Origin of the sequence: Mesorhizobium sp. M6A.T.Ce.TU.002.03.1.1 (genome assembly GCF_003997275.1) — a bacterium.
GTDB lineage: Bacteria > Pseudomonadota > Alphaproteobacteria > Rhizobiales > Rhizobiaceae > Mesorhizobium > Mesorhizobium mediterraneum.
This window is the reverse complement of the sequence record NZ_RZTI01000127.1, coordinates 1-17,919: the sequence shown is the minus strand read 5'-3', so window position 1 is coordinate 17,919 and position 17,919 is coordinate 1. Positions and strand designations below refer to the sequence as shown.

The following is a 17,919-nucleotide window of genomic DNA, read 5'->3' as shown; positions in this document are numbered from 1 at the left end:
GTTGAGCTCGCCAACGGTCATGCCGAGCACGGAAGCCGTCGAAACGGCAGGCGCCTTGTCGCCATTGTCCTGATCGGTGTTGCCGTCCTCGCTGCTGGCAAGCTTTTCGCCATCTTCGAGCCGGCCAAGCGTCACCTTCACGGTCTGCTCGACACCCTTGCGCACGATGACCACGTCGACAGCCTTGCCGACCGAGCTTTCCGCGACGACGCGCGGCAGGTCGCGCATTTCATTGACGTCCCTGCCGTCGAACTTGATGATGACGTCGCCCGCCAGGATGGTGCCGTTGTCGACGGGTCCGCCCTTGATGACGCCAGCGACCAGCGCGCCCTTGGCCGTCGCCATGCCGAGGCTTTCGGCAATGTCGTCCGTCACCGGCTGGATGCGCACGCCGAGCCAGCCGCGCCGCGTCTCGCCAAACTGACGGAGTTGGTCGACGACGCCTAACGCGAGCTGCGAGGGAATGGAAAAGCCGATGCCGATCGAGCCGCCGGACGGCGAGATGATCGCCGTATTGATGCCGATAACCTCGCCGCTGCTGTTGAACAGCGGTCCGCCGGAATTGCCGCGGTTGATCGCGGCATCGGTCTGGATGAAATCGTCATAGGGACCCGAATTGATGTCGCGGTTGCGGGCCGAGACGATACCCACCGTCACGGTGCCGCCGAGGCCGAACGGATTGCCGATCGCCATCACCCAGTCACCGACACGCATCTTGCTGGAATCGCCGAATTTCACCGCCGTCAGCTTGTGCCCTTTCGGATCGACCTTCAGCACCGCCACGTCGGTCTTGGTGTCGGTGCCGACCAGCGTCGCCTTCAGCGTCACGCCGTCGGAGAAATTCACCTCGATATCATCGGCATCGGCGATCACGTGATTGTTCGTCACCACAATGCCCTGCTCGGCATCGACCACGAAGCCGGAGCCCAGCGACTGCACCTTTTGCGAGCGATCGCCCTGTTCGCCGGGACGGTTCTTGAAGAAATCGTCGAAGAAATCCTGAAAGGGCGAGCCCTCTGGAAGCTGCGGCATCGGCACCGCGCCAGGCCCCTCCGTGCCCTTCACCCTCTGCGAGGTCGAGATGTTGACCACGGCACCCAGCAGGCCCTGCGCGAGATCGGCGACCGAAGCCGGGCCATCCGCGGCGGCCGTCGGCGTCACCAGCGACGGGACGGTAGCGGCGCCAATAAGAAGTGCTGCAGCACCTGCGGTGAACGTCCGCCTCGCCGCGCGCAAAAAGCTGTTGGATGTCATCGAGAAGTCTCCCGGTGTCTCAGAAAGGAAAAGCGCTCGCCGAAAACGCTGCGTCGAGTCATGTTGGCAAGAAATACGGCACGTTTGCGGCTATGGCTATCGGCACAGGATAAATCCTCCGTTATCCGAAATCATAGACCGATCACGTCACCCACCACGCACCAGCCAGACGATGCCGACGCCAACAGCGATTGCGATCAGTCCGGCGATCCGCAGCGCATTCTCCGGCATCGACAGAACTTCGCTTGCAAGTTTCTTGGCGAGGCCAGGAAAGCCGCCATAGACCAGGCCCTCTACGACGAGAACCAAGCCTATTGCCGCCAGAAAATCCTGCACCGGCCGTTACTGGCCGGTGCCTGGCTGCGCTGCCGGCGCAGCAGGTGCTGCGGGCGGCGCTGCCGGCGTATCCGCGCCGGCGGGATTGCGGAAGAAACGGAAGAATTCCGAATTCGGCGACAGCACCATCGTCGTCCCGGTATTGTCCAGCGCCGTGCCGTAGGCATTCATCGACCGGTAAAAGCCGAAGAAGGCCGGATCGCGCTGGTAGGCGTCCGCGAAGGTGGCGCTGCGTTGAGCTTCACCTTCACCACGCAGGATTTCAGACTCCCTCCGCGCCTCGGCGACGATCTCCACCACCTCGCGGTCGGCGCGAGCCCTTATGCGCTGCGCCGCCTCGTTGCCGCGCGCCCTCAGCCGCTCGGCTTCGGCCAGACGCTCAGCCTTCATGCGGTCGTATGTCTGTTGCGAGACTTCTGCGGTCAAATCGGTTCGGCGAATGCGGACATCCTCGATCTGCAGGCCGAGCGACGTGGCGTCGGGCCTCAACTGATCGCGCACTTCACGCATCATCACGGCTCGCTCTTCCGAGAGCGCCGCCTCGAAGTCGCGCAGACCGTAAACACGGCGCAAGGCGGCGTCGAGACGCGTCCTCAATCGTGCCTCGGCCAGCTCGATCTGACCGGACACAGCGGAGCGGAACACGCGCGGATCCGAGATCCGATAGGCGATGAAGGCGTCGACCTCATAGAACTTGCCGCCCGAAACCTGGACGCGGATGTTGTCGAGATCGAAGCGCAGCACCCTGTTTTCTATCAACTGCACGCTGTCGGCATCGAAGAAGGCGAACGGCGCCTTGAAATAGATGCCCGGCTGGCTCTTGACGTCGACGATCTCGCCGAACCTGAGCACCAGCGCCTGCTGGCGCGCATTGACAACGAAGACCGACGAATAAAGCAGGAACAGGATGACCGCTGCGATGACGGCGATGATGGGAAGACGGTTGGCCATCACTGGGTTCCTCCGAGGACCGGCGCCGGCGCCTTCTGCTGCAATGCCGGCAGCGGCAGATAGGGAACAACCCCTTGTCCATTGCCTTGCTCGATAATGACCTTGCTGGAATCCTTCAGAACCCTCTCCATCGTTTCCAGATAAAGCCGCTGGCGCGTCACATCCGGCGCTTTGGCGTATTCGTCATAGACCGAGATGAAGCGCTGCGCCTCACCTTCGGCCTCCTGCACGACCCGGTTCTTATAGCCGGCCGCGTCCTCGCGGATCTGTGCGGCCTCGCCGCGCGCCTGGCCGAGTTTCTGGTTGGAATACTGGTTGGCCTGCTCGACGAACTTGTCCTCGTCCTGTTCGGCGCGCTGCACTTCGTCGAAGGCGTCGGCCACTTCGCGCGGCGGCGCGGCATCCTCGATCGAAATCGCGTTGACGTTCAGGCCGGCCTTATAGCCGTCCAGCGTCGTCTGGATGATTTCGCGCACTGACGCCGCAATGCCCTCGCGATCATCGCGGAAGATGTCCTGCGCCGGCCGACGGCCGACGGCTTCGCGCATGGCGCTTTCGGCGACCTGCCGCAGCATGCCGTCGGGATCGGACACATCGAACAGATAGGCCCTCGGATCGGAGACCTGATAGGCGACAGAGAACTGGACATTGACGATGTTCTGGTCACCAGAAAGCATCAGGCCTGAACCGTTGCCGGAGGTCGTGCCGCCGCCGATATCGACGAGTTGTTCGGCGATGACGGCTGTCTCGACCGTTTCGATGGGCCACCAATGGAAATGCAGGCCGGGCTGCGAGAGCTCCGTCTTTGGCACGCCGAATCTGAGTTCGACGGCAACCTCGTCCGGCTGCACGGTATAGACGGCCTTGAACGCCCACAGCACGACAAGCGCTGCCGCGATCAGCCCGAACACGGCTGGGCTTGCCCCACCGCCACCCGGCAAAGCACGCCGCAACCTGTCCTGGCCGCGCCGGATAATGTCTTCGAGATCGGGAGGCGAACCCTGCGGGCCGCTGGGCCCCTTCGGTCCCTGCCCCCAGGGTCCTGGATTGTTGCCGCCGCCCCATGGGCCGCCGCCTCCGCCGCTTTTGTCATTCCAGGGCATGAATGTCCTTTCGCTCCCTCACGCGCCGGCCTGACGGCGCAAAATCCAGTATCGTCCTTCTATAGGGACGCGACGGCGCGCTTTCAACGCGATCGGTCGTCGACACCGTCCGTTTTGGACCGTCGCGACCCTTTATCGTCTCTCAATGCACGTCGCGGCGTCGCTCGTAAACCGAATAGCGTGTCGCATGGCTATCCTTTTCACCGGCAGGAACGTCCTGCGAGCGGACGATGCGCCACGAATCCGGGTCGATAGGCGGGAAATGCGCATCGCCGTCGACCGCGGCAAGGATATGGGTGACATGCAAGCGGTCGGCCAGGGGCAGCGCCTGGGCATAGATCTCGCCGCCGCCGATGATGCAGATTTCGTCGGCGCCTGCCATGCAGCGCCCGCGCACCTTCGCCAGACTGATCGCGTCGTCGAGCGAATGCACGACTTCGACGCCCTCGGCGCGCCAGGTCTTGTCGCGGGTGACCACGACGTTGAGCCTCCCAGGCAGAGGCCTGCCGATGCCTTCATAGGTCTTGCGGCCCATGATGATAGGTTTGCCCATCGTGTCGGCCTTGAACCGCTTGAGATCGCTGGAAAGTCGCCACGGCAAACCGCCGTCGCGCCCGATCACGCCGTTTTCGGCGATGGCGACATAGATCGCGACGTCCATCAGCCACCGCTCCCGCCATCGCCGCCATCGGTAGGCACCAGCAGAAAAATGTCGATGTCGTGCTCGGGGTAGAAATTTTGCGCCGTCATCTCGAAACGCGTCGGCCCGACTTTCCTGACGTTTTCGCCACAGAACGAGACCAGGTTCTTCGGGTCGCCCTTGTCGACAGTCAGCTTGAATTTGCCGATGGTGCCCGTCGCCCAGTTGCCGCCAGTGGTCAGGATATAGGCGATGCGGTTCTCGAAATATCTCAGAGTGCCGTCGGGATTGCCCTTCGCTGCCTTGCGGATCGCATTCTCGAACGTCTGGTCCATGCAGTAGCGGGTCTTATAGGCGGCGTATTGGCCCTGGAACTGGCCGTCATAGAAGAAGCTGACCGAGGACGTGCCGCCAACGCTCGGCTTGTAGCGGTGGGCGACGCGGACTGCCTTGTTGGCTGGAAAGGTCGAGCGCCACCAATAGGTCGAGCGCAATTGCCAGAACGGCACGTAGACGGTCTTCATGCCCGAACCATCGTCGGCGGTGTCCTCGATGATGAGGCCGCGATCGACCCAATCGTCGGCAACCGCTTGCGGCAGCTTTGCCAATGCCGCCTTGGCCGCGTCGCCGAACGGGTAAAACGGCACGTTCTGCGCCTTCAAATCGGCGCTGATGTCGATGCCGAGCGCAAACGCCTTCTGCTCAAGCTGCGGTTTTGCCGCCACGCCGTCGATCGTCACCTCGAAGCCGAGGAAATTGTCGCTCTGACCGTCGGGAATCGCCGGCATCTCGTTGGGATCGCCTTCGATGTCGGGCATCGGGAAGGCGACGATCGCGTCGACATCCCTGTCGGTGTTGTTGCGGAAGACATAGTCGACCGTCACCTTTTCCGGCGAGATATAGAGATCCTCGCTCTCCATCGCGACGGCGTCGCTGCGCGACAGGATCAGGCCGCCCGTTCCCAATTCGGCGATTGAATCATTGGCGAATACGGGCGTGGCCGAGAGCGCCAGCGCTGCGGTCAGGACATAACGGAACATGGAAGCTCCCTTGGCGAGAATGCCGGTATGACTCTAGCCGTTTCAATGTGGAGTTTCAAAGCCCTTCCGCGCACTCGTCGGCGCTTGCCAGGCTTGTCTGGACACCGACGTTCCGATCGGGCAGGAGTTCGGCCATGCGCAAGCTTCTCGTCATCGGCATCGGCGCCGGCAATCCCGACCACATGACCGTGCAGGCCATCGACGGCTTGAACCGCGCCGAGGTGCTGTTCATTCCCGACAAGGGCGCGAAGAAGAACGATCTCGCAGAACTGCGCCGCCAGATCTGCGACCGATTCGTCACCAATCCAAACTCGCGCCGCGTAGAGTTCGACGTGCCGGTGCGGGCCGAGCCGGCCCCCTCCTATCGCTCGACCGTCGACGACTGGCACGAGGCGATCGCCGCGATCTATGAAGGCCTGATCCGCGATGAGCTTTCGCAAAATGGCTGCGGCGCCTTCCTGATCTGGGGCGATCCCTCGCTCTACGACAGCGCGCTGCGCATCCTGGAGCGCGTGCGCATGAGAGGCAATGTCGAGTTCGAGCTCGAGGTGATCCCAGGCATCACCGCTGTCCAGGCGCTCGCCGCCAGCCACAGAACCGCGCTGAACCGCATCGGCGATGCGGTTCAGATCACCACCGGCCGTCGGCTCACCGAGGAAGGCTTGCCCGACAATGCCGGTAGCACCGTCGTCATGCTGGACGGCAAATGCGCCTTCAACACGCTGGACGACAAGGACCTCGTCATCCACTGGGGCGCCTATCTCGGCACGCCCGGCGAGATCCTGATTTCCGGCCGCCTCGGCGATGTCGGCGACGAGATCGCGAAGACACGCGAGGAAGCCCGCCGGAAAAAGGGCTGGATCATGGACACCTATCTGCTGCGCAAGCCCGGCGAGCCTGAGGAGTAGGAGGGGTAGGCTTGGCCGGCACAGACTCCACCGACCTCACCCGGCATCGATCTCCGCCTGCAGTGCCTCCATATGCGGCGCCGCCGCGGAAGCCGCAGCCCGTTCGATGGCGCGAAAGCGGCTGACCACCGCGAGCCCCACCGAGGTCAACTGGGCGCCGCCGCCCTTTTTCCCACCGGTCTGCGCCGCGACCAGCGGCTTGCCGAACACCCGGTTCATGTCCTCGACCAGATCCCAGGCGTGTTTGTAGGACATTTCCATGCCGCGCGCCGCAGCCGAGATCGAGCCGAAGGCGGCGATCTGCTCCAGGAGCTCGATCTTGCCCGGCCCGATGCGCCCTTCTGGATCGAGGTTTATCCGCAAGCTCAGCGACGGCATTCCACTCCTCCGCAGTCACGCCGCAGCCATACTAGAACCTCTCCAGCGATACCGCTATTCCAAATCGATATAGCGACAACCATCCGCCCGTTATCCATCCGCCTCGACAGGCAAGCCGGCGCCTGTGTTCGCCCGGTCGAAGCTTACCGTCTTGACCACCGCGTAGACTTTTCGACCGAGCTGAAGTTTCAGCGTCTGTCGTGATTGCTCGGTGATCCGGGCAATCACGGTTGCGCCATTGCAGTCGATGCCGATCTCGACCGTAGGCCCTTCGCCCGGTTCTATCGCCACGATCGTGCCCGGCAAGATGTTGAGCGCGCTGAGGCCCGTCGGCTGTCCGGTGGCGATCATCACATCGCGGGCACGGATGCGGATGCGCACCAGCGCGCCGACCGGCGTTGTCAGAAGCGGCACGCGGATCTCGCCCGCCGCAGAGCCAAGCACGGTCATGCCAAAGACTTCGTCGTGGCGCAGCACCGCGGTGTCCAGCACCGCGCCGCCGTCGCCGCGCTCTTCTGCCGGCAACAGGTCGAGCCGCTGCATGATCGCCCCGGTCGGGCCGCAAGCAGCGACTTTGCCTCGCGCCAGCACAACGACGTCGCTTGCCAGCCGCGCCACCTCAGAGATCGAATGGCTGACATAGACGATCGGGATTTTCGTCTCGTCGCGCAGCCGCTCGATATAAGGCAGGATTTCTGCCTTGCGGGCCTCGTCGAGCGAAGCCAGCGGCTCGTCCATCAGCAACAATTTCGGGCTGGCGAGCAGCGCCCGGCCGATCGCCACGCGCTGTTTCTCGCCGCCGGAAAGGTTCGCCGGCCGCCGGTCGAGCAAAGGACCGATGCCGAGCAGTTCGACCACCGCATTCATGTCCGCATAGCGTTCCGCCGTCGGCGTGAACCAGTGGCCGTAGCGCAGATTGCTGGCCACGCTCATATGCGGAAACAACCGCGCATCCTGGAACACCATGCCGATGCGGCGCTTGTGCTTCGGCACGAACAGGCGCGCATCAATATCGACCAGCACGCGGCCGTCGGCCTCGATCCGCCCCTTATCGGGCCGGATAAGGCCGGCAATCATGTTGATCAGCGTTGTCTTGCCGGAGCCCGAGGGCCCGAACAGCGCGGTCAACCGCCCGGCGCTCTCGAAGCGGGCGTCGACCTCGAAATTGCCAAGCCGATGGCTGATATCGACGACGACCGTCATTCGGTATCCATCCGCTTGCCGACGCGCCGCGCCAGCACCTCCGACGCGACAAGTGCTGCCATCGAGATGACGATCGAGATCAGCGTCAGCCTGAGCGCGCCGGCATCGCCGCCTGGCACCTGGGTGAACGTGTAGATCGCCGATGGCAGCGTCTGCGTCTCGTTGGGGATGTTGGAAACGAAGGTGATCGTTGCGCCGAATTCGCCCATCGCCTTGGCGAACGACAAGATCGCGCCGGCGATCAGGCCGGGCAGGATCAGCGGCAGCGTGATCGTGCCGAACACCCACAGCGGATTGGCGCCAAGCGTTCCGGCTGCCGCCTCGATTCTGCGGTCGACCGCCTCGATCGACAGCCGGATCGCCCGCACCATCAATGGAAAGCCCATGACACCGCAGGCCAGTGCCGCACCCGTCCAGCGAAAGGAGAAGACAATGCCGAAATGCTCGGCCAGAAAGGCCCCGGCCGGGCCGCGCCTGCCGAAGGAGAGCAGCAGCAGATAGCCGACAACCACCGGCGGCAGGATCAACGGCAGATGCACCAGCCCGTTGAGCAGCGTCTTGCCCCAGAATTGTCCACGGGCGAGCACAAGCGCGATCAATATGCCGGGCGGCAGGCTGGCAATCATCGCCACCGTCGCCACCTTGACGGACAGCCGGACCGCATTCCATTCGTCGGGAGTGAGGTCCAGCAGCCAGTTCATCTTTTGGCGTGTGCCTCAGTTGCTCGGCGTAAGGACCGTAAAACCCTGCGCCTTGAAGAGCTCGCCGGCCTTGGCGGACTGCAGGCATTTCAGGAATGCCGGCGTGTCCTTGTCCTTCGAATCCGCCATCTGGGCAATCGGGTAGACGATCGGCGGGTGCGAATCCTCCGGGAGGGCGCCGATCACCTTGACGCCGGGCTCGGCATGCGCGTCGGTGGCGTAGACGATGCCGAGCACTGCTTCGCCGGTCGAAACAAGCTTGAGCGCGGCGCGTACATTCTCGGCCTGCGCCACCTTGCCTTCGACCGAGGACCAGACGCCGAGCGATTCAAGTGCCGCCCTGCCATATTTGCCGGCCGGCACCGCCTTGAAATCGCCCATGGCAAGCCTGCCGTCGCCGATCAGCCCGGCAAGATCAAAACCCCTTTCGATCCTGGTGTTGACAGCCGAATCCTTCGGCGCCACCAGCACGATCTGGTTGCCGAGCAACTTCACTTCGGTATCCGGCTTGGTCAGCTTCTTGTCGGACAGATATTTCATCCAGTCGAGGTCGGCCGAGATGAAGACATCGGCCGGCGCGCCGGCCTCGATCTGCTTGGCCAATGCGGAGCTTGCGGCGTAGGAAATAGTCGCCGCCTCGCCGACATCGGCCTCGCAGGCGGTGTTCACGGCGTCCAGTGCGTTCTTCATGCTTGCCGCGGCGAAGACAATCAGCCTGTCATCCGCATGGGCAGCCGGCATAGCGGCGACCAACATCGTCGTGAGACCGCCAATGGCGGCCGCCGTCAATCCGAAACCCTTGCGCACCAGCATGAAACTCTCCCCGGGGGCTTGAAAATCCGATCAGCGCGAGTCTGCCAATCGATATATCCAAATGAATATAACAAGGGAAGGCTTTTGCCAGACTTAGCCCGGACAATGGCTCAGTTAGTGGCCCGGTCAATGGCATTGCGTGTTGTTGCCACCGCTCGCGATCGATTGAGGTGGATACAGCGCAACGTCGCGGGCCGGTGCCGCAAGTCAAAGCATCGGATATCGTGGTCGGCACCGACAAACGGACAGCAGCCGAGCGATTTCGAGACAGGATCGGTAAAAGCCCGATGTTTGCGGCTCACACCGCGATCGGCGCCTTGATCGTCGCATCGGCGAGGTAGTTTTCCAGCCGGAAATCCTCGAACTGGAAGGCAAAGAGGTCCTTCACCTCCGGATTGATCCATAGCGTCGGCAGCGCCTTGGGAGTGCGCCGCAACTGTTCGCGCGCTTGCTCGAAATGGTTCGCATAAAGATGCGCATCGCCCAGCGTATGGACGAAATCGCCGGGCTTCAGCCCCGTCACCTGTGCCACCATCAGAGCGAGCAGCGCATAGGAAGCGATGTTGAACGGCACGCCGAGAAAGATATCACCGGAACGCTGGTAGAGCTGGCAGGAGAGCCTGCCCTCCGAGACATAGAACTGGAAAAGGCAATGACAGGGCGGCAGCGCCATCGCTTCCACTTCGGCCGGGTTCCACGCCGAAACGATCAGCCGTCGGGAATTAGGATTCTTGCGTATCTCCTTCAACAGATTCGCAATCTGGTCGATGGCGCCGCCATGGCCGTCCGGCCAGGAGCGCCATTGCTTGCCATAGACCGGGCCGAGATCGCCATTCTCGTCGGCCCATTCGTCCCAGATCGAGACGCCGTGGTCGTTGAGGTATTTGATGTTGGTGTCGCCGGCCAGGAACCACAAAAGTTCATGCACGATCGACTTCAGGTGAAGCTTCTTGGTGGTGGTGACCGGAAAGCCGCGCGCAAGGTCGAAGCGCATCTGGTAGCCGAACACCGAGCGCGTTCCGGTGCCGGTCCGGTCGCCGCGATCGGCGCCGTTTTCCAGCACGTGCTTCAAGAGGTCGAGATACTGGCGCATCGGCTTCGGCTCGATTCGGGGGCTCGATTCGGGTTACCGGCCATCATAACCGACTGGCTGCCGGCCGAACATATCAAAGCGCAGAATGCTCCAACAAACAGTTACACTCTGGGGCTGGCGCGAAAATCGCGCCAGCATCCGCCGCTGCAGGATGATCCTCAGAGGCTGGCGAGCTTGCCCAGGTCCTTGGCGACCAGGTAATAGAAGGTCACACGGCTCTTGGTGTTGTCGGCCTCCATCGCCTTGCAGGTCTTTTCGATGGCCGCGTCCGCCTTGCTGCCGTCGGCGATGCCGAGCTTTTTGGCAACCCAGTTGGCCTTGACGCGATCGAGTTCCTTGGGGTCCGTGCAGGACACCAGCGAGGAATCCCGATTTCTGAGCGCAATGCCTAAATGCTTCACGATCTTGGCGACCGCGTCGGCATCTGCCGCGGCGTCGTACTTCTTCACGTCTGCGAAATAATCGGCCATCAAATTTCCCCTCGTCGGCGCCACGGGATCCGGTCGATGAGGGTTGTGGCGCGCTGCCGCAAAATGTGCGCTAAGTCGGTAACGCCTCACCGCCGCAAAGCTTCGGTTGAGACCGTTCACAAGTCAAGCCTTCGCGATGCCGTTCGACTCAGCGACAAAGCATCATTGAGGCCTTTCATTTTCCACGATCGGTCCCTATATCTGTTTGGTCGGCTTGACCGACTATGGCGATAAACAGGCGATGAAATAAGCCGTTCGGACCCGGGGGCGGTACCCGGCGCCTCCACCAAAAACCGCTCTTGTCGAAGAGCGGCTTTTGCTGGGGGCGAAATAGGATCGACGAAGGTGTAAAGATCGTACTTTTGCCCGGCATTGTACCACCGTTATCGGGCTAAACTTATAGTTGCCAACGACAACTATGCGGAAGCACGTCTCGCCGCGTAAGCGGTGCGATAGCTTCAATTCAAGCCCTAGTGGTTCGCACTTCTAGGCGGGGTTCGGAGGTACCTGGCAACAGAAACCTCCACTTCTCCCCCTTCGATTTCCCCCTTTCGATATCAAGCCTTATGACGGCAGCAGGCTTGCCGACCGTGCTTCTTGCGCTGCGCCCCGTCGCGAAGCTGTCTTGCTGGCAAATGCGGGCCGCCGCATTCATCCAAAGGACCAAAAGAATGCAAAACGATTCCGATCGATTCTTCGTGCTGACCGGCGGTCCGGGCTCCGGCAAGACCACATTGATTGAAGCCTTGCGGACGGCCGGCCTCGCCACCTCGCCCGAAGCCGGACGCAGCATTATCCGCGACCAATCGGCGATAGGCGGCCTTGCCCTGCCCTGGCGAGATCCGGCACTGTTCGCCGAACTGATGCTGTCTTGGGAAATGCGTTCGTATCACGCAGCGCTCGAACAGAACGGCCCCGTCTTCTTCGATCGCGGCGTGCCGGACACCCTTGGCTATATCAGGCTAACTGGCCTGCCGGTGCCCGGCCACGTCAGGAATGCCGCCGAACGCTTCCGCTACGCCAGTCATGTCTTCATCGCACCACCTTGGCCGGAGATCTTTCGGCAGGACAGCGAGCGAAAGCAGACCCTCGACGAGGCTGAACGCACCTATCGCGCGCTGGCCGAAGTCTACACGGAATTGGGCTATGAGCTGGTCCCGTTGCCCTTGGCGCCGGTCGAGGCGCGACTGCGATTTATCTTCGCCGAGGCAGGCTTGTAGCTTGATCTCAGACGTCAAAAAGGCCGGGAATGAACCCGGCCTTTTTGTCGTCGATAGCGATTGCTTTATTCGGCCGGCGCTTCGACAACCTCCCGCCCACGGCCGAGCGTCAACTTGGCCAGCGTGAAGGAGATCACCGCGCAAAGCGTGATGCCGGCCACCATCGGCAGCGGTGTGCCGTCGAAGAACACCCCGGCGATGCCCATGGCGACCGCACCGATGGCGAAGTGCAGTGTGCCCATCAAAGCCGAGGCCGTGCCAGCGATCGTGCCATGCTCCTCCATGGCCAGCACCGAAGTCGTCGGGATGACCAGGCCGAGGAACCCGTAGCCGACGAACAGCAGCGCCGCCATCACGTCGAGCCGGTCGACGCCGGACGCCATCACGGCGAACAGCACCACCATCGTCGTCGCATAGCCGACCACCGCGACCCGCACCACGGGCCTTAGCCCGAACCGTTCCGACAGCACCCCCGTCAACTGCGACATGCCGATGAAGGCGACCGCGTTGATCGAGAAGAACACGCTGTAGACCGACGGCGACAGCCCGTAATGGTCGATCAGGATGAAAGAGGAGCTCGACAGATAGACGAAGAAGCTGGCGATCCCGAAGCCGCCGATAGACGCCAGGCCAAGGAAGTTGCGGTCGTCCATCAGGAAGCGATAGGCGGAGAGCGCGGTGCCGAACGAACTGCCTGCGCGCGCCTCGACCGGCCGCGTCTCCTTGAGCGAGGTCGCCAGCAGGATGGTGGCAAGCACCGCCCCACCCGTCACCGTCCAGAACACGGCACGCCAGCCGAAATTCTCGATGATGACGCTACCGGTCAGCGGCGCCAGGATCGGCGACACCGAAAACACCAGCATCAAGAGCGACATCAGCTTGGCAGCGTCGGTCCCGGTATGAAGGTCACGCACGATGGCGCGCGGCACCGCCATGCCTGCGCTGGCGCCGAGCCCTTGCAGGAAACGGAAGGCGATCAGCCATTCGACCGAGGGCGCCAGCGCCGAGCCGATGCCGCCGACCATGAACAGTGCGAGGCCGCCATAGAGCGGCAGCTTGCGCCCGACCATGTCGGAGATCGGTCCGACGACGATCTGGCCAAAGCCCATGGACAGAAAGAAGATCAGCAGGCTCATCTGCACGGCAGCGGTGCTGGCCTGCAGATCCGCGCCGATCGAAGGCAGCGCCGGAAGATACATGTCGATGGCAAACGGACCGATCGCGGACAACAGGCCGAGCACGACCGCGATGCGGAGGAATTGGGGATTCATGATAGCGGGTTCTTTCAAATCTGGTTTGCCGCCGACCGGCGTCTAATCCTAGGACGTTCCATCCCATGGAATTCCGACTTCTTCTGCGGAGGGAAACCTCTTCAATCTAAGTCCATAAATTTAGACACTCTTGTCTAATTCGTCAATCACCTCTATATAGTTTTTATGAAAGCCAACGTTTCTCCTGACGCCTTCCCGCCACGCGGCCACGAGGCCAAGCGCGTCTCAATCATGGACGCTGCCGGCGAGGTGTTCTGCCGCGAAAGCTTCGCCGGCGCCAATATCGACATGATTGCCGCCGAGGCCGGCGTTTCGCGCCAGACGATCTACAACCACCATGGCGACAAGGAGAAACTCTTCGTCGCAATCGTCCGCGACCTCACCGAGCGTTGCAATGCCGGCATCTTCGCCACCATTTCCACCTTTCCCGACCAGCCCAAGGACCTCGAGGCCGATCTGATCGCCTTCGCCGTGCGCATGAACCGCAACTGTGTCTGCAACCGTGATGGAAAATTCCTGCGCAAGTTGATCCAGACTGAGGGCGAGCGCTATCCCGAGCTCTTCGCCGAATGGCGAGAACAGGGACCGGGCAGGACATGGCCAGCGATCGCCGCCCGCTTCGCCCGCCTCGCCCATGCCGGTTTCCTCGACATCGATGACCCTGATGTCGCGGCACGCCAGTTCCTGGCTCTTGCCAATGCCGAATTGCAGACGACCTTCATGCTCGGCGGCACGCCTGATGACGACGAGGTGCTGCAATCGGCGACACACGGCGTGCGCACCTTCCTGCGCGCCTTCGGCAAGCGGCAGCCGGCTGCCGATGCGCAAAAGCACAACGCCCTCACCAGCGCTTGAGCGATCAAATCTGAGGCATGCCCTCTCGCATCTGCCCTGCCGGCGTCTATATCCGGTTTACGCCGCGCTCAAGCTTGATTACAGCTATGCAGACGATTCAATGGAACCCGACAGCCACATGGCCGACGACCACATCCGCTACGACATTCTGGCCCAGGAGGCATTGCGCGGCGTCATGCGCAAGGTCCTGGCCGAGGTCGCGCGCACCGGCCTTCCCGGCAACCATCATTTCTTCATCACTTTCCTGACCGGCGCCCCGGGCGTGCGCGTGTCTTCCCGCTTGCGCGAACGCTATCCCGAACAGATGACCATTGTCATCCAGTTCCAGTATTGGGACCTGAAGGTGACCGACACCGGCTTCGAGGTCGGGCTGTCCTTCTCCGACGTGCCGGAAAAACTGGAAATCCCGTTCTCGGCCGTGCGCGGCTTTTACGACCCGTCCGTCAATTTCGAGCTCGAATTCGACGTGAAGACGGAGACCTCGGCGGATGAGGAATTGGCCGGCCAGCCCGCTTCCGAACCACTGGCCATCGTCGCCGAGAAAAAGCCTGAGAAGAAGAAGACCACTGAGGCCGAAAAGAAGCCTGCCGCGGCCGACGCCGCCGCCAAGGGCGCCGAGGTGGTGTCGCTCGACGCCTTCCGTAAGAAGTGATCCGACGGGCCGCGCTACATGGCCGACATCGTCAACCTCCGCCAGGCCCGCAAGCAGAAGGCACGAGCCGACAAGGAGCGTCTGGCCGAACAGAACCGGACGCTGCACGGCCGTTCCAAGGCCGACCGGGAGCGTGACCGTCTGATCGCCGACAAGGCAGAGAAATTCGTCGCCGGCCATCGCCGCAAAACCTCGAGCGATCCGGATTCCCCCAACATCGGACCGAAAAGTGCGCCGCGGTTTTCGGACAAATCCGATGCTTGAAGTGAAGTGAGTCACGCCCGGTGAGCCCGGTCGAGAAACGCTCGGTGACCATACGCGGCCATCGCACCAGCTATTCGCTCGAAAAGCCGTTTTTCGACGATCTCGTCGCCATTGCGGCAGCGCGCAAACTGACGCTCGCCGCCCTCGTCGCCGAAATCGACGAGGCCCGGCCACGCGATGCCAACCTGTCTTCGGCGCTCAGGCTCTACGTCTTGGATTGGGCGAAGCGAGGGATGAAAAGGTAGATCTACCCCCCGCCCAGCGACTTCAGCAGACTGTCGATCGACGAAGGTTCAAGCTTGGGTTTTGGCGCGGATTCTGCTGGCGGTGGGTTGTCATTGGCCGGCGGCGGCTGAGGCGCGCGCTCCACTTTCTGCGCCCGCGCCGCGGCGGCCCTACGTTCGGCGGCGACCCTGCGTTCGGCGTCGAGTTTGGCCTTTTCTTCCGAAGCGATCCGCATCGCCTCTTCCGCCTTCCGGCGTTGCTGTTCTTCGGCCTTCGCCGCCTCGTCCGCCGCTTTTTGCGCCGCCTTGGCCTTCGCTTCGGCATCCGCCTTGGCCCTTGCCTCCGCCTCGGTCTTCGCTTTGGCCTCGGCTTCAGCCATCGCCTGCGCATCCGCCTTGGCTTTCGCTTCCGCTTCAGCCTGAGCCTTTGCCTCGGCTTCAGCTTTCGCCTGCGCATCCGCCTTGGCCTTCGCCTCTGCTTCGGCCTGAGCCTTTGCCGCGGCTTGAGCCTTTGCCTCGGCTTCAGCCTTCGCCCTCGCATCTGCCTCGGCTTGCAGCCGCGCCGCTTCCTGCTGCTTGCGCAATTCCTCGGCTGCCCTGTCACGCTCGGCCTGCAGGGCCGCGTAGTAGCGCACCTCGCGCCGCAACCGCTGTTTTTCAAGCAGTGCCGCCTGCATGGCCTCGACCCGCTGCTGCTCCTTTTCAAGTGCGCGCTGGGTCAGAAACTGCGCCAGCGGCTCACTGTCGAATTGCCGCTTCGCGGCGCCAAACGGCCCATCGACGCTGAAATTCACAGTCGGATCGGAGCCGACCAGCGCTTCGTCGCCGGGCCGATAAGTGATCGAACCACTGGTGGCGACCGTGCTGGCATTCAGGTCCGCCGTGATGTCGGCGGACAGTGTCGCCGCCGGATTTTCAAGATTGACCGGCGGTGCCCTCAGCGTCCCGCCGGCAATTGTGAAGGCAATGTCCGTATCCCCAGCCGGAAAACTGCCGTTTGCGGCGATCTGCGGCGCGAAACCGGCGGTCTTGGCCGCATCGATATCGCGCCCGATCGCGTCGGCCTTGGCGATGAAGGCGCCAAAGGCGTCAGGATTGACGCCGGCAACAGTCAAGCCCTTCAGCGCCGCCGTGCCGGAACCGGACAGCGCCGCAATCATCGCATCGACCGATTTGCCGCTGGTCGAAAGCGTCGCAGAGAAATCGCCGCTTCCGCTGATGCCGGCCTGTGGCACTACTTTGGCCAGGTCGGCGCCGGCAAGTTTCATCTGGCCGGAGAAAAGGCCAGTGCCGTCATTGTTCTTCAACTCGAATAGCCCGGCAAGCGCACCACCGGAGAACTTTGCCTTGAGGTCCGAGACGCGGATGCCTTCCTGGTCGAGCTTCAGCGAAAGCGCCGCGTCATAAGCTGTGGCAAGCGGGCCGGCGACCAGCGATGCCGTGGTCAGGTCGAGTTCGGCGGTGAACGGCAGGCTGGACTTCTGGCTGAATGGAGCAGTCGGCCAAGCCCCGCCGGTGCTCAGCAAGGCCTGGTCGCCAAACAGTGCCACCGCCATCGGATCGAGATCCAGTTCATCGAGCGCCAGCGCGCCAGCAAGATGCGGCACCCCGTCCTTGACGTCGACATTGACGTCACCTGAAACCGCCGCCTCGTTGATGGCGCCGCTGAGGCCGGACAACACCAGAAGGCCATTGCCGAAGTCGGCGTCGGCCGCAAGCCACGTCGACATGCCTGTCCCCATGCTCGGCAAGCCGACGCCTGTCGTCATCAGCCAAGGCTCGATGTCGGAAGCTTCCAGGCTGACCTTGCCCTTGGCGGTGGGGCCTTGTGGCGTGCCGGCGACCGTCCCGTCGAAGCCGGCTTTGAAGTCGTCGCCGGCGAGGCTGAAGCTCGTCATCATGCCGCCGCCAAGCGTGCCTCTTGCCGAGACGTCGGTGGTCGCCTCGCCAACCATGCCGAGCGGCAGCGCCGGCAGGCCGTAAAGCGCCAGAAGCGCGGTTGCGTCGGCATTCCTGGCGTTGAACGTCAGCGACACCGGTGCCTCGAAAAGCCGATCGGCCACTCCTTTGCCGGACAGCGACGCCGAAAACGCCGAGCCGCCTGCCTTGCCTTGCGCGCTGACCGCCAGTCCCGTCGTGCCATCGCCATTGGCGGCGGCACTCGTCACCAGATCGACCCGCGCATCCTGGAACAGCTCGGGATAGGCCGCCCCACGCGCTGCCAGCCCCTTCAGCACGGCGTTGCCCGGATAGTGCTGCGCCGCGACATCGACCAACGGCTTGAGGTCGACGGCGACCACGGAGGCATCGAGCTTGCCGGTCGGGCTCGCTGGGAAATCCTTGATCCGGCCGGTGGCGCTGATCGAGGCGCCGGCAAGCCCGCCAACCGAGAGCCGGTCGATTTCGAGCAGACCGTCGCGCAATCTCAGCGCCGTATCGACCGTATCGGCGGTCAACCCGCCGGCATTGACCGGCCCAGCCTTGATCTGGAAATCGAGGTCGCGGTCGGAAAAACGGTTGGCACCCTTGTCGCTGATGCGGCT

General features: G+C 62.9%; 20 protein-coding genes and 1 other RNA gene. 7 read left to right on the top strand and 14 right to left on the bottom strand.

The genetic code is table 11. The features are described 5' to 3' along the window. From EOC93_RS27115 to EOC93_RS27090, 6 genes are all read right to left on the bottom strand, one after another. Nucleotides 1-1,254: Do family serine endopeptidase (locus EOC93_RS27115; protein ID WP_127206161.1), on the bottom strand; the 1,254-nt coding region annotated here is incomplete at its 3' end. Nucleotides 1,255-1,401: 147 nt separating this feature from the next. Continuing rightward, entirely contained in the window at nt 1,402-1,590 is a 189-nt protein-coding gene (locus tag EOC93_RS27110; protein WP_095483383.1) for a DUF2065 domain-containing protein, read from the bottom strand. A gap of 6 nt (nt 1,591-1,596) precedes the next feature. Beyond that, the gene (locus EOC93_RS27105) at nt 1,597-2,541 is read right to left on the bottom strand and encodes a protease modulator HflC (protein ID WP_095483382.1); all 945 of its coding nucleotides are present in this window, start codon (nt 2,539-2,541) and stop codon (nt 1,597-1,599) included. Continuing rightward, nucleotides 2,541-3,644 carry an FtsH protease activity modulator HflK gene (hflK, locus tag EOC93_RS27100; protein WP_095483381.1) on the bottom strand — a complete coding sequence of 368 codons (1,104 nt, stop codon included), beginning with the start codon at nt 3,642-3,644 and terminating at the stop codon, nt 2,541-2,543. Before hflK ends, EOC93_RS27105 begins: the two co-directional genes overlap by 1 nt. Before the next feature lie 142 nt (nt 3,645-3,786). Continuing rightward, nucleotides 3,787-4,305, bottom strand: coding sequence for a dihydrofolate reductase (locus tag EOC93_RS27095; RefSeq protein ID WP_095483380.1), 519 nt, complete (start codon nt 4,303-4,305; stop codon nt 3,787-3,789). Further along, nucleotides 4,305-5,324, bottom strand: a complete 1,020-nt coding sequence (locus EOC93_RS27090) for a DUF4424 domain-containing protein (RefSeq protein ID WP_095483379.1) — start codon at nt 5,322-5,324, stop codon at nt 4,305-4,307. Before EOC93_RS27090 ends, EOC93_RS27095 begins: the two co-directional genes overlap by 1 nt. A 134-nt stretch (nt 5,325-5,458) precedes the next feature. Between EOC93_RS27090 and cobF the strand changes: the two genes are divergently transcribed. After that, entirely contained in the window at nt 5,459-6,232 is a 774-nt protein-coding gene (gene cobF / locus EOC93_RS27085; RefSeq protein WP_095483378.1) for a precorrin-6A synthase (deacetylating), read from the top strand. A 36-nt stretch (nt 6,233-6,268) separates the two neighbouring features. On the opposite strand, the gene EOC93_RS27080 is transcribed toward cobF, so the two are convergent. The 6 genes from EOC93_RS27080 to EOC93_RS27055 all read right to left on the bottom strand — a co-directional run bounded on the left by EOC93_RS27080 (nt 6,269) and on the right by EOC93_RS27055 (nt 10,890). Then, nucleotides 6,269-6,610 (bottom strand): winged helix-turn-helix domain-containing protein, encoded by a 342-nt coding sequence (locus tag EOC93_RS27080; protein ID WP_095483377.1) that lies wholly within the window; start codon nt 6,608-6,610, stop codon nt 6,269-6,271. A gap of 90 nt (nt 6,611-6,700) precedes the next feature. After that, on the bottom strand, nt 6,701-7,813 hold the full coding sequence (gene modC / locus EOC93_RS27075; RefSeq protein WP_127206160.1) for a molybdenum ABC transporter ATP-binding protein: 1,113 nt from the start codon (nt 7,811-7,813) through the stop codon (nt 6,701-6,703). After that, nucleotides 7,810-8,514, bottom strand: a complete 705-nt coding sequence (gene modB / locus EOC93_RS27070; RefSeq protein WP_127206159.1) for a molybdate ABC transporter permease subunit — start codon at nt 8,512-8,514, stop codon at nt 7,810-7,812. Before modB ends, modC begins: the two co-directional genes overlap by 4 nt. Nucleotides 8,515-8,529: 15 nt before the next feature. After that, nucleotides 8,530-9,324 carry a molybdate ABC transporter substrate-binding protein gene (gene modA, locus EOC93_RS27065; protein WP_127206162.1) on the bottom strand — a complete coding sequence of 265 codons (795 nt, stop codon included), beginning with the start codon at nt 9,322-9,324 and terminating at the stop codon, nt 8,530-8,532. A gap of 301 nt (nt 9,325-9,625) precedes the next feature. Beyond that, the gene (locus EOC93_RS27060; RefSeq protein WP_127206158.1) at nt 9,626-10,420 is read right to left on the bottom strand and encodes a thymidylate synthase; all 795 of its coding nucleotides are present in this window, start codon (nt 10,418-10,420) and stop codon (nt 9,626-9,628) included. 158 nt (nt 10,421-10,578) lie between these two features. Next, on the bottom strand, nt 10,579-10,890 hold the full coding sequence (locus EOC93_RS27055) for a DUF2853 family protein (RefSeq protein ID WP_095483373.1): 312 nt from the start codon (nt 10,888-10,890) through the stop codon (nt 10,579-10,581). Nucleotides 10,891-11,059: 169 nt separating this feature from the next. Here EOC93_RS27055 and ssrA point away from each other — a divergent pair. After that, nucleotides 11,060-11,418: a transfer-messenger RNA gene (gene ssrA / locus EOC93_RS27050) on the top strand. Nucleotides 11,419-11,561: 143 nt separating this feature from the next. Continuing rightward, on the top strand, nt 11,562-12,110 hold the full coding sequence (locus EOC93_RS27045; RefSeq protein WP_127206157.1) for an AAA family ATPase: 549 nt from the start codon (nt 11,562-11,564) through the stop codon (nt 12,108-12,110). Nucleotides 12,111-12,175: 65 nt separating this feature from the next. On the opposite strand, the gene EOC93_RS27040 is transcribed toward EOC93_RS27045, so the two are convergent. Continuing rightward, on the bottom strand, nt 12,176-13,381 hold the full coding sequence (locus EOC93_RS27040) for a multidrug effflux MFS transporter (protein ID WP_127206156.1): 1,206 nt from the start codon (nt 13,379-13,381) through the stop codon (nt 12,176-12,178). A 165-nt stretch (nt 13,382-13,546) separates the two neighbouring features. Here EOC93_RS27040 and EOC93_RS27035 point away from each other — a divergent pair, with 165 nt between their 5' ends. From EOC93_RS27035 to EOC93_RS27020, 4 genes are all read left to right on the top strand, one after another. Continuing rightward, nucleotides 13,547-14,236, top strand: a complete 690-nt coding sequence (locus EOC93_RS27035) for a TetR/AcrR family transcriptional regulator (RefSeq protein ID WP_127206155.1) — start codon at nt 13,547-13,549, stop codon at nt 14,234-14,236. Nucleotides 14,237-14,354: 118 nt separating this feature from the next. Continuing rightward, nucleotides 14,355-14,888 (top strand): SspB family protein, encoded by a 534-nt coding sequence (locus EOC93_RS27030; protein ID WP_095483482.1) that lies wholly within the window; start codon nt 14,355-14,357, stop codon nt 14,886-14,888. An 18-nt stretch (nt 14,889-14,906) separates the two neighbouring features. After that, nucleotides 14,907-15,152, top strand: coding sequence for a DUF4169 family protein (locus tag EOC93_RS27025; RefSeq protein WP_095483369.1), 246 nt, complete (start codon nt 14,907-14,909; stop codon nt 15,150-15,152). 20 nt (nt 15,153-15,172) lie between these two features. After that, nucleotides 15,173-15,397, top strand: a complete 225-nt coding sequence (locus EOC93_RS27020; RefSeq protein ID WP_127206154.1) for a ribbon-helix-helix domain-containing protein — start codon at nt 15,173-15,175, stop codon at nt 15,395-15,397. 2 nt (nt 15,398-15,399) lie between these two features. Here EOC93_RS27020 and EOC93_RS27015 read toward each other — a convergent pair. Continuing rightward, nucleotides 15,400-17,919 (bottom strand): AsmA-like C-terminal region-containing protein (locus tag EOC93_RS27015; protein ID WP_281033161.1); only part of this gene is annotated, 2,520 nt, incomplete at its 5' end.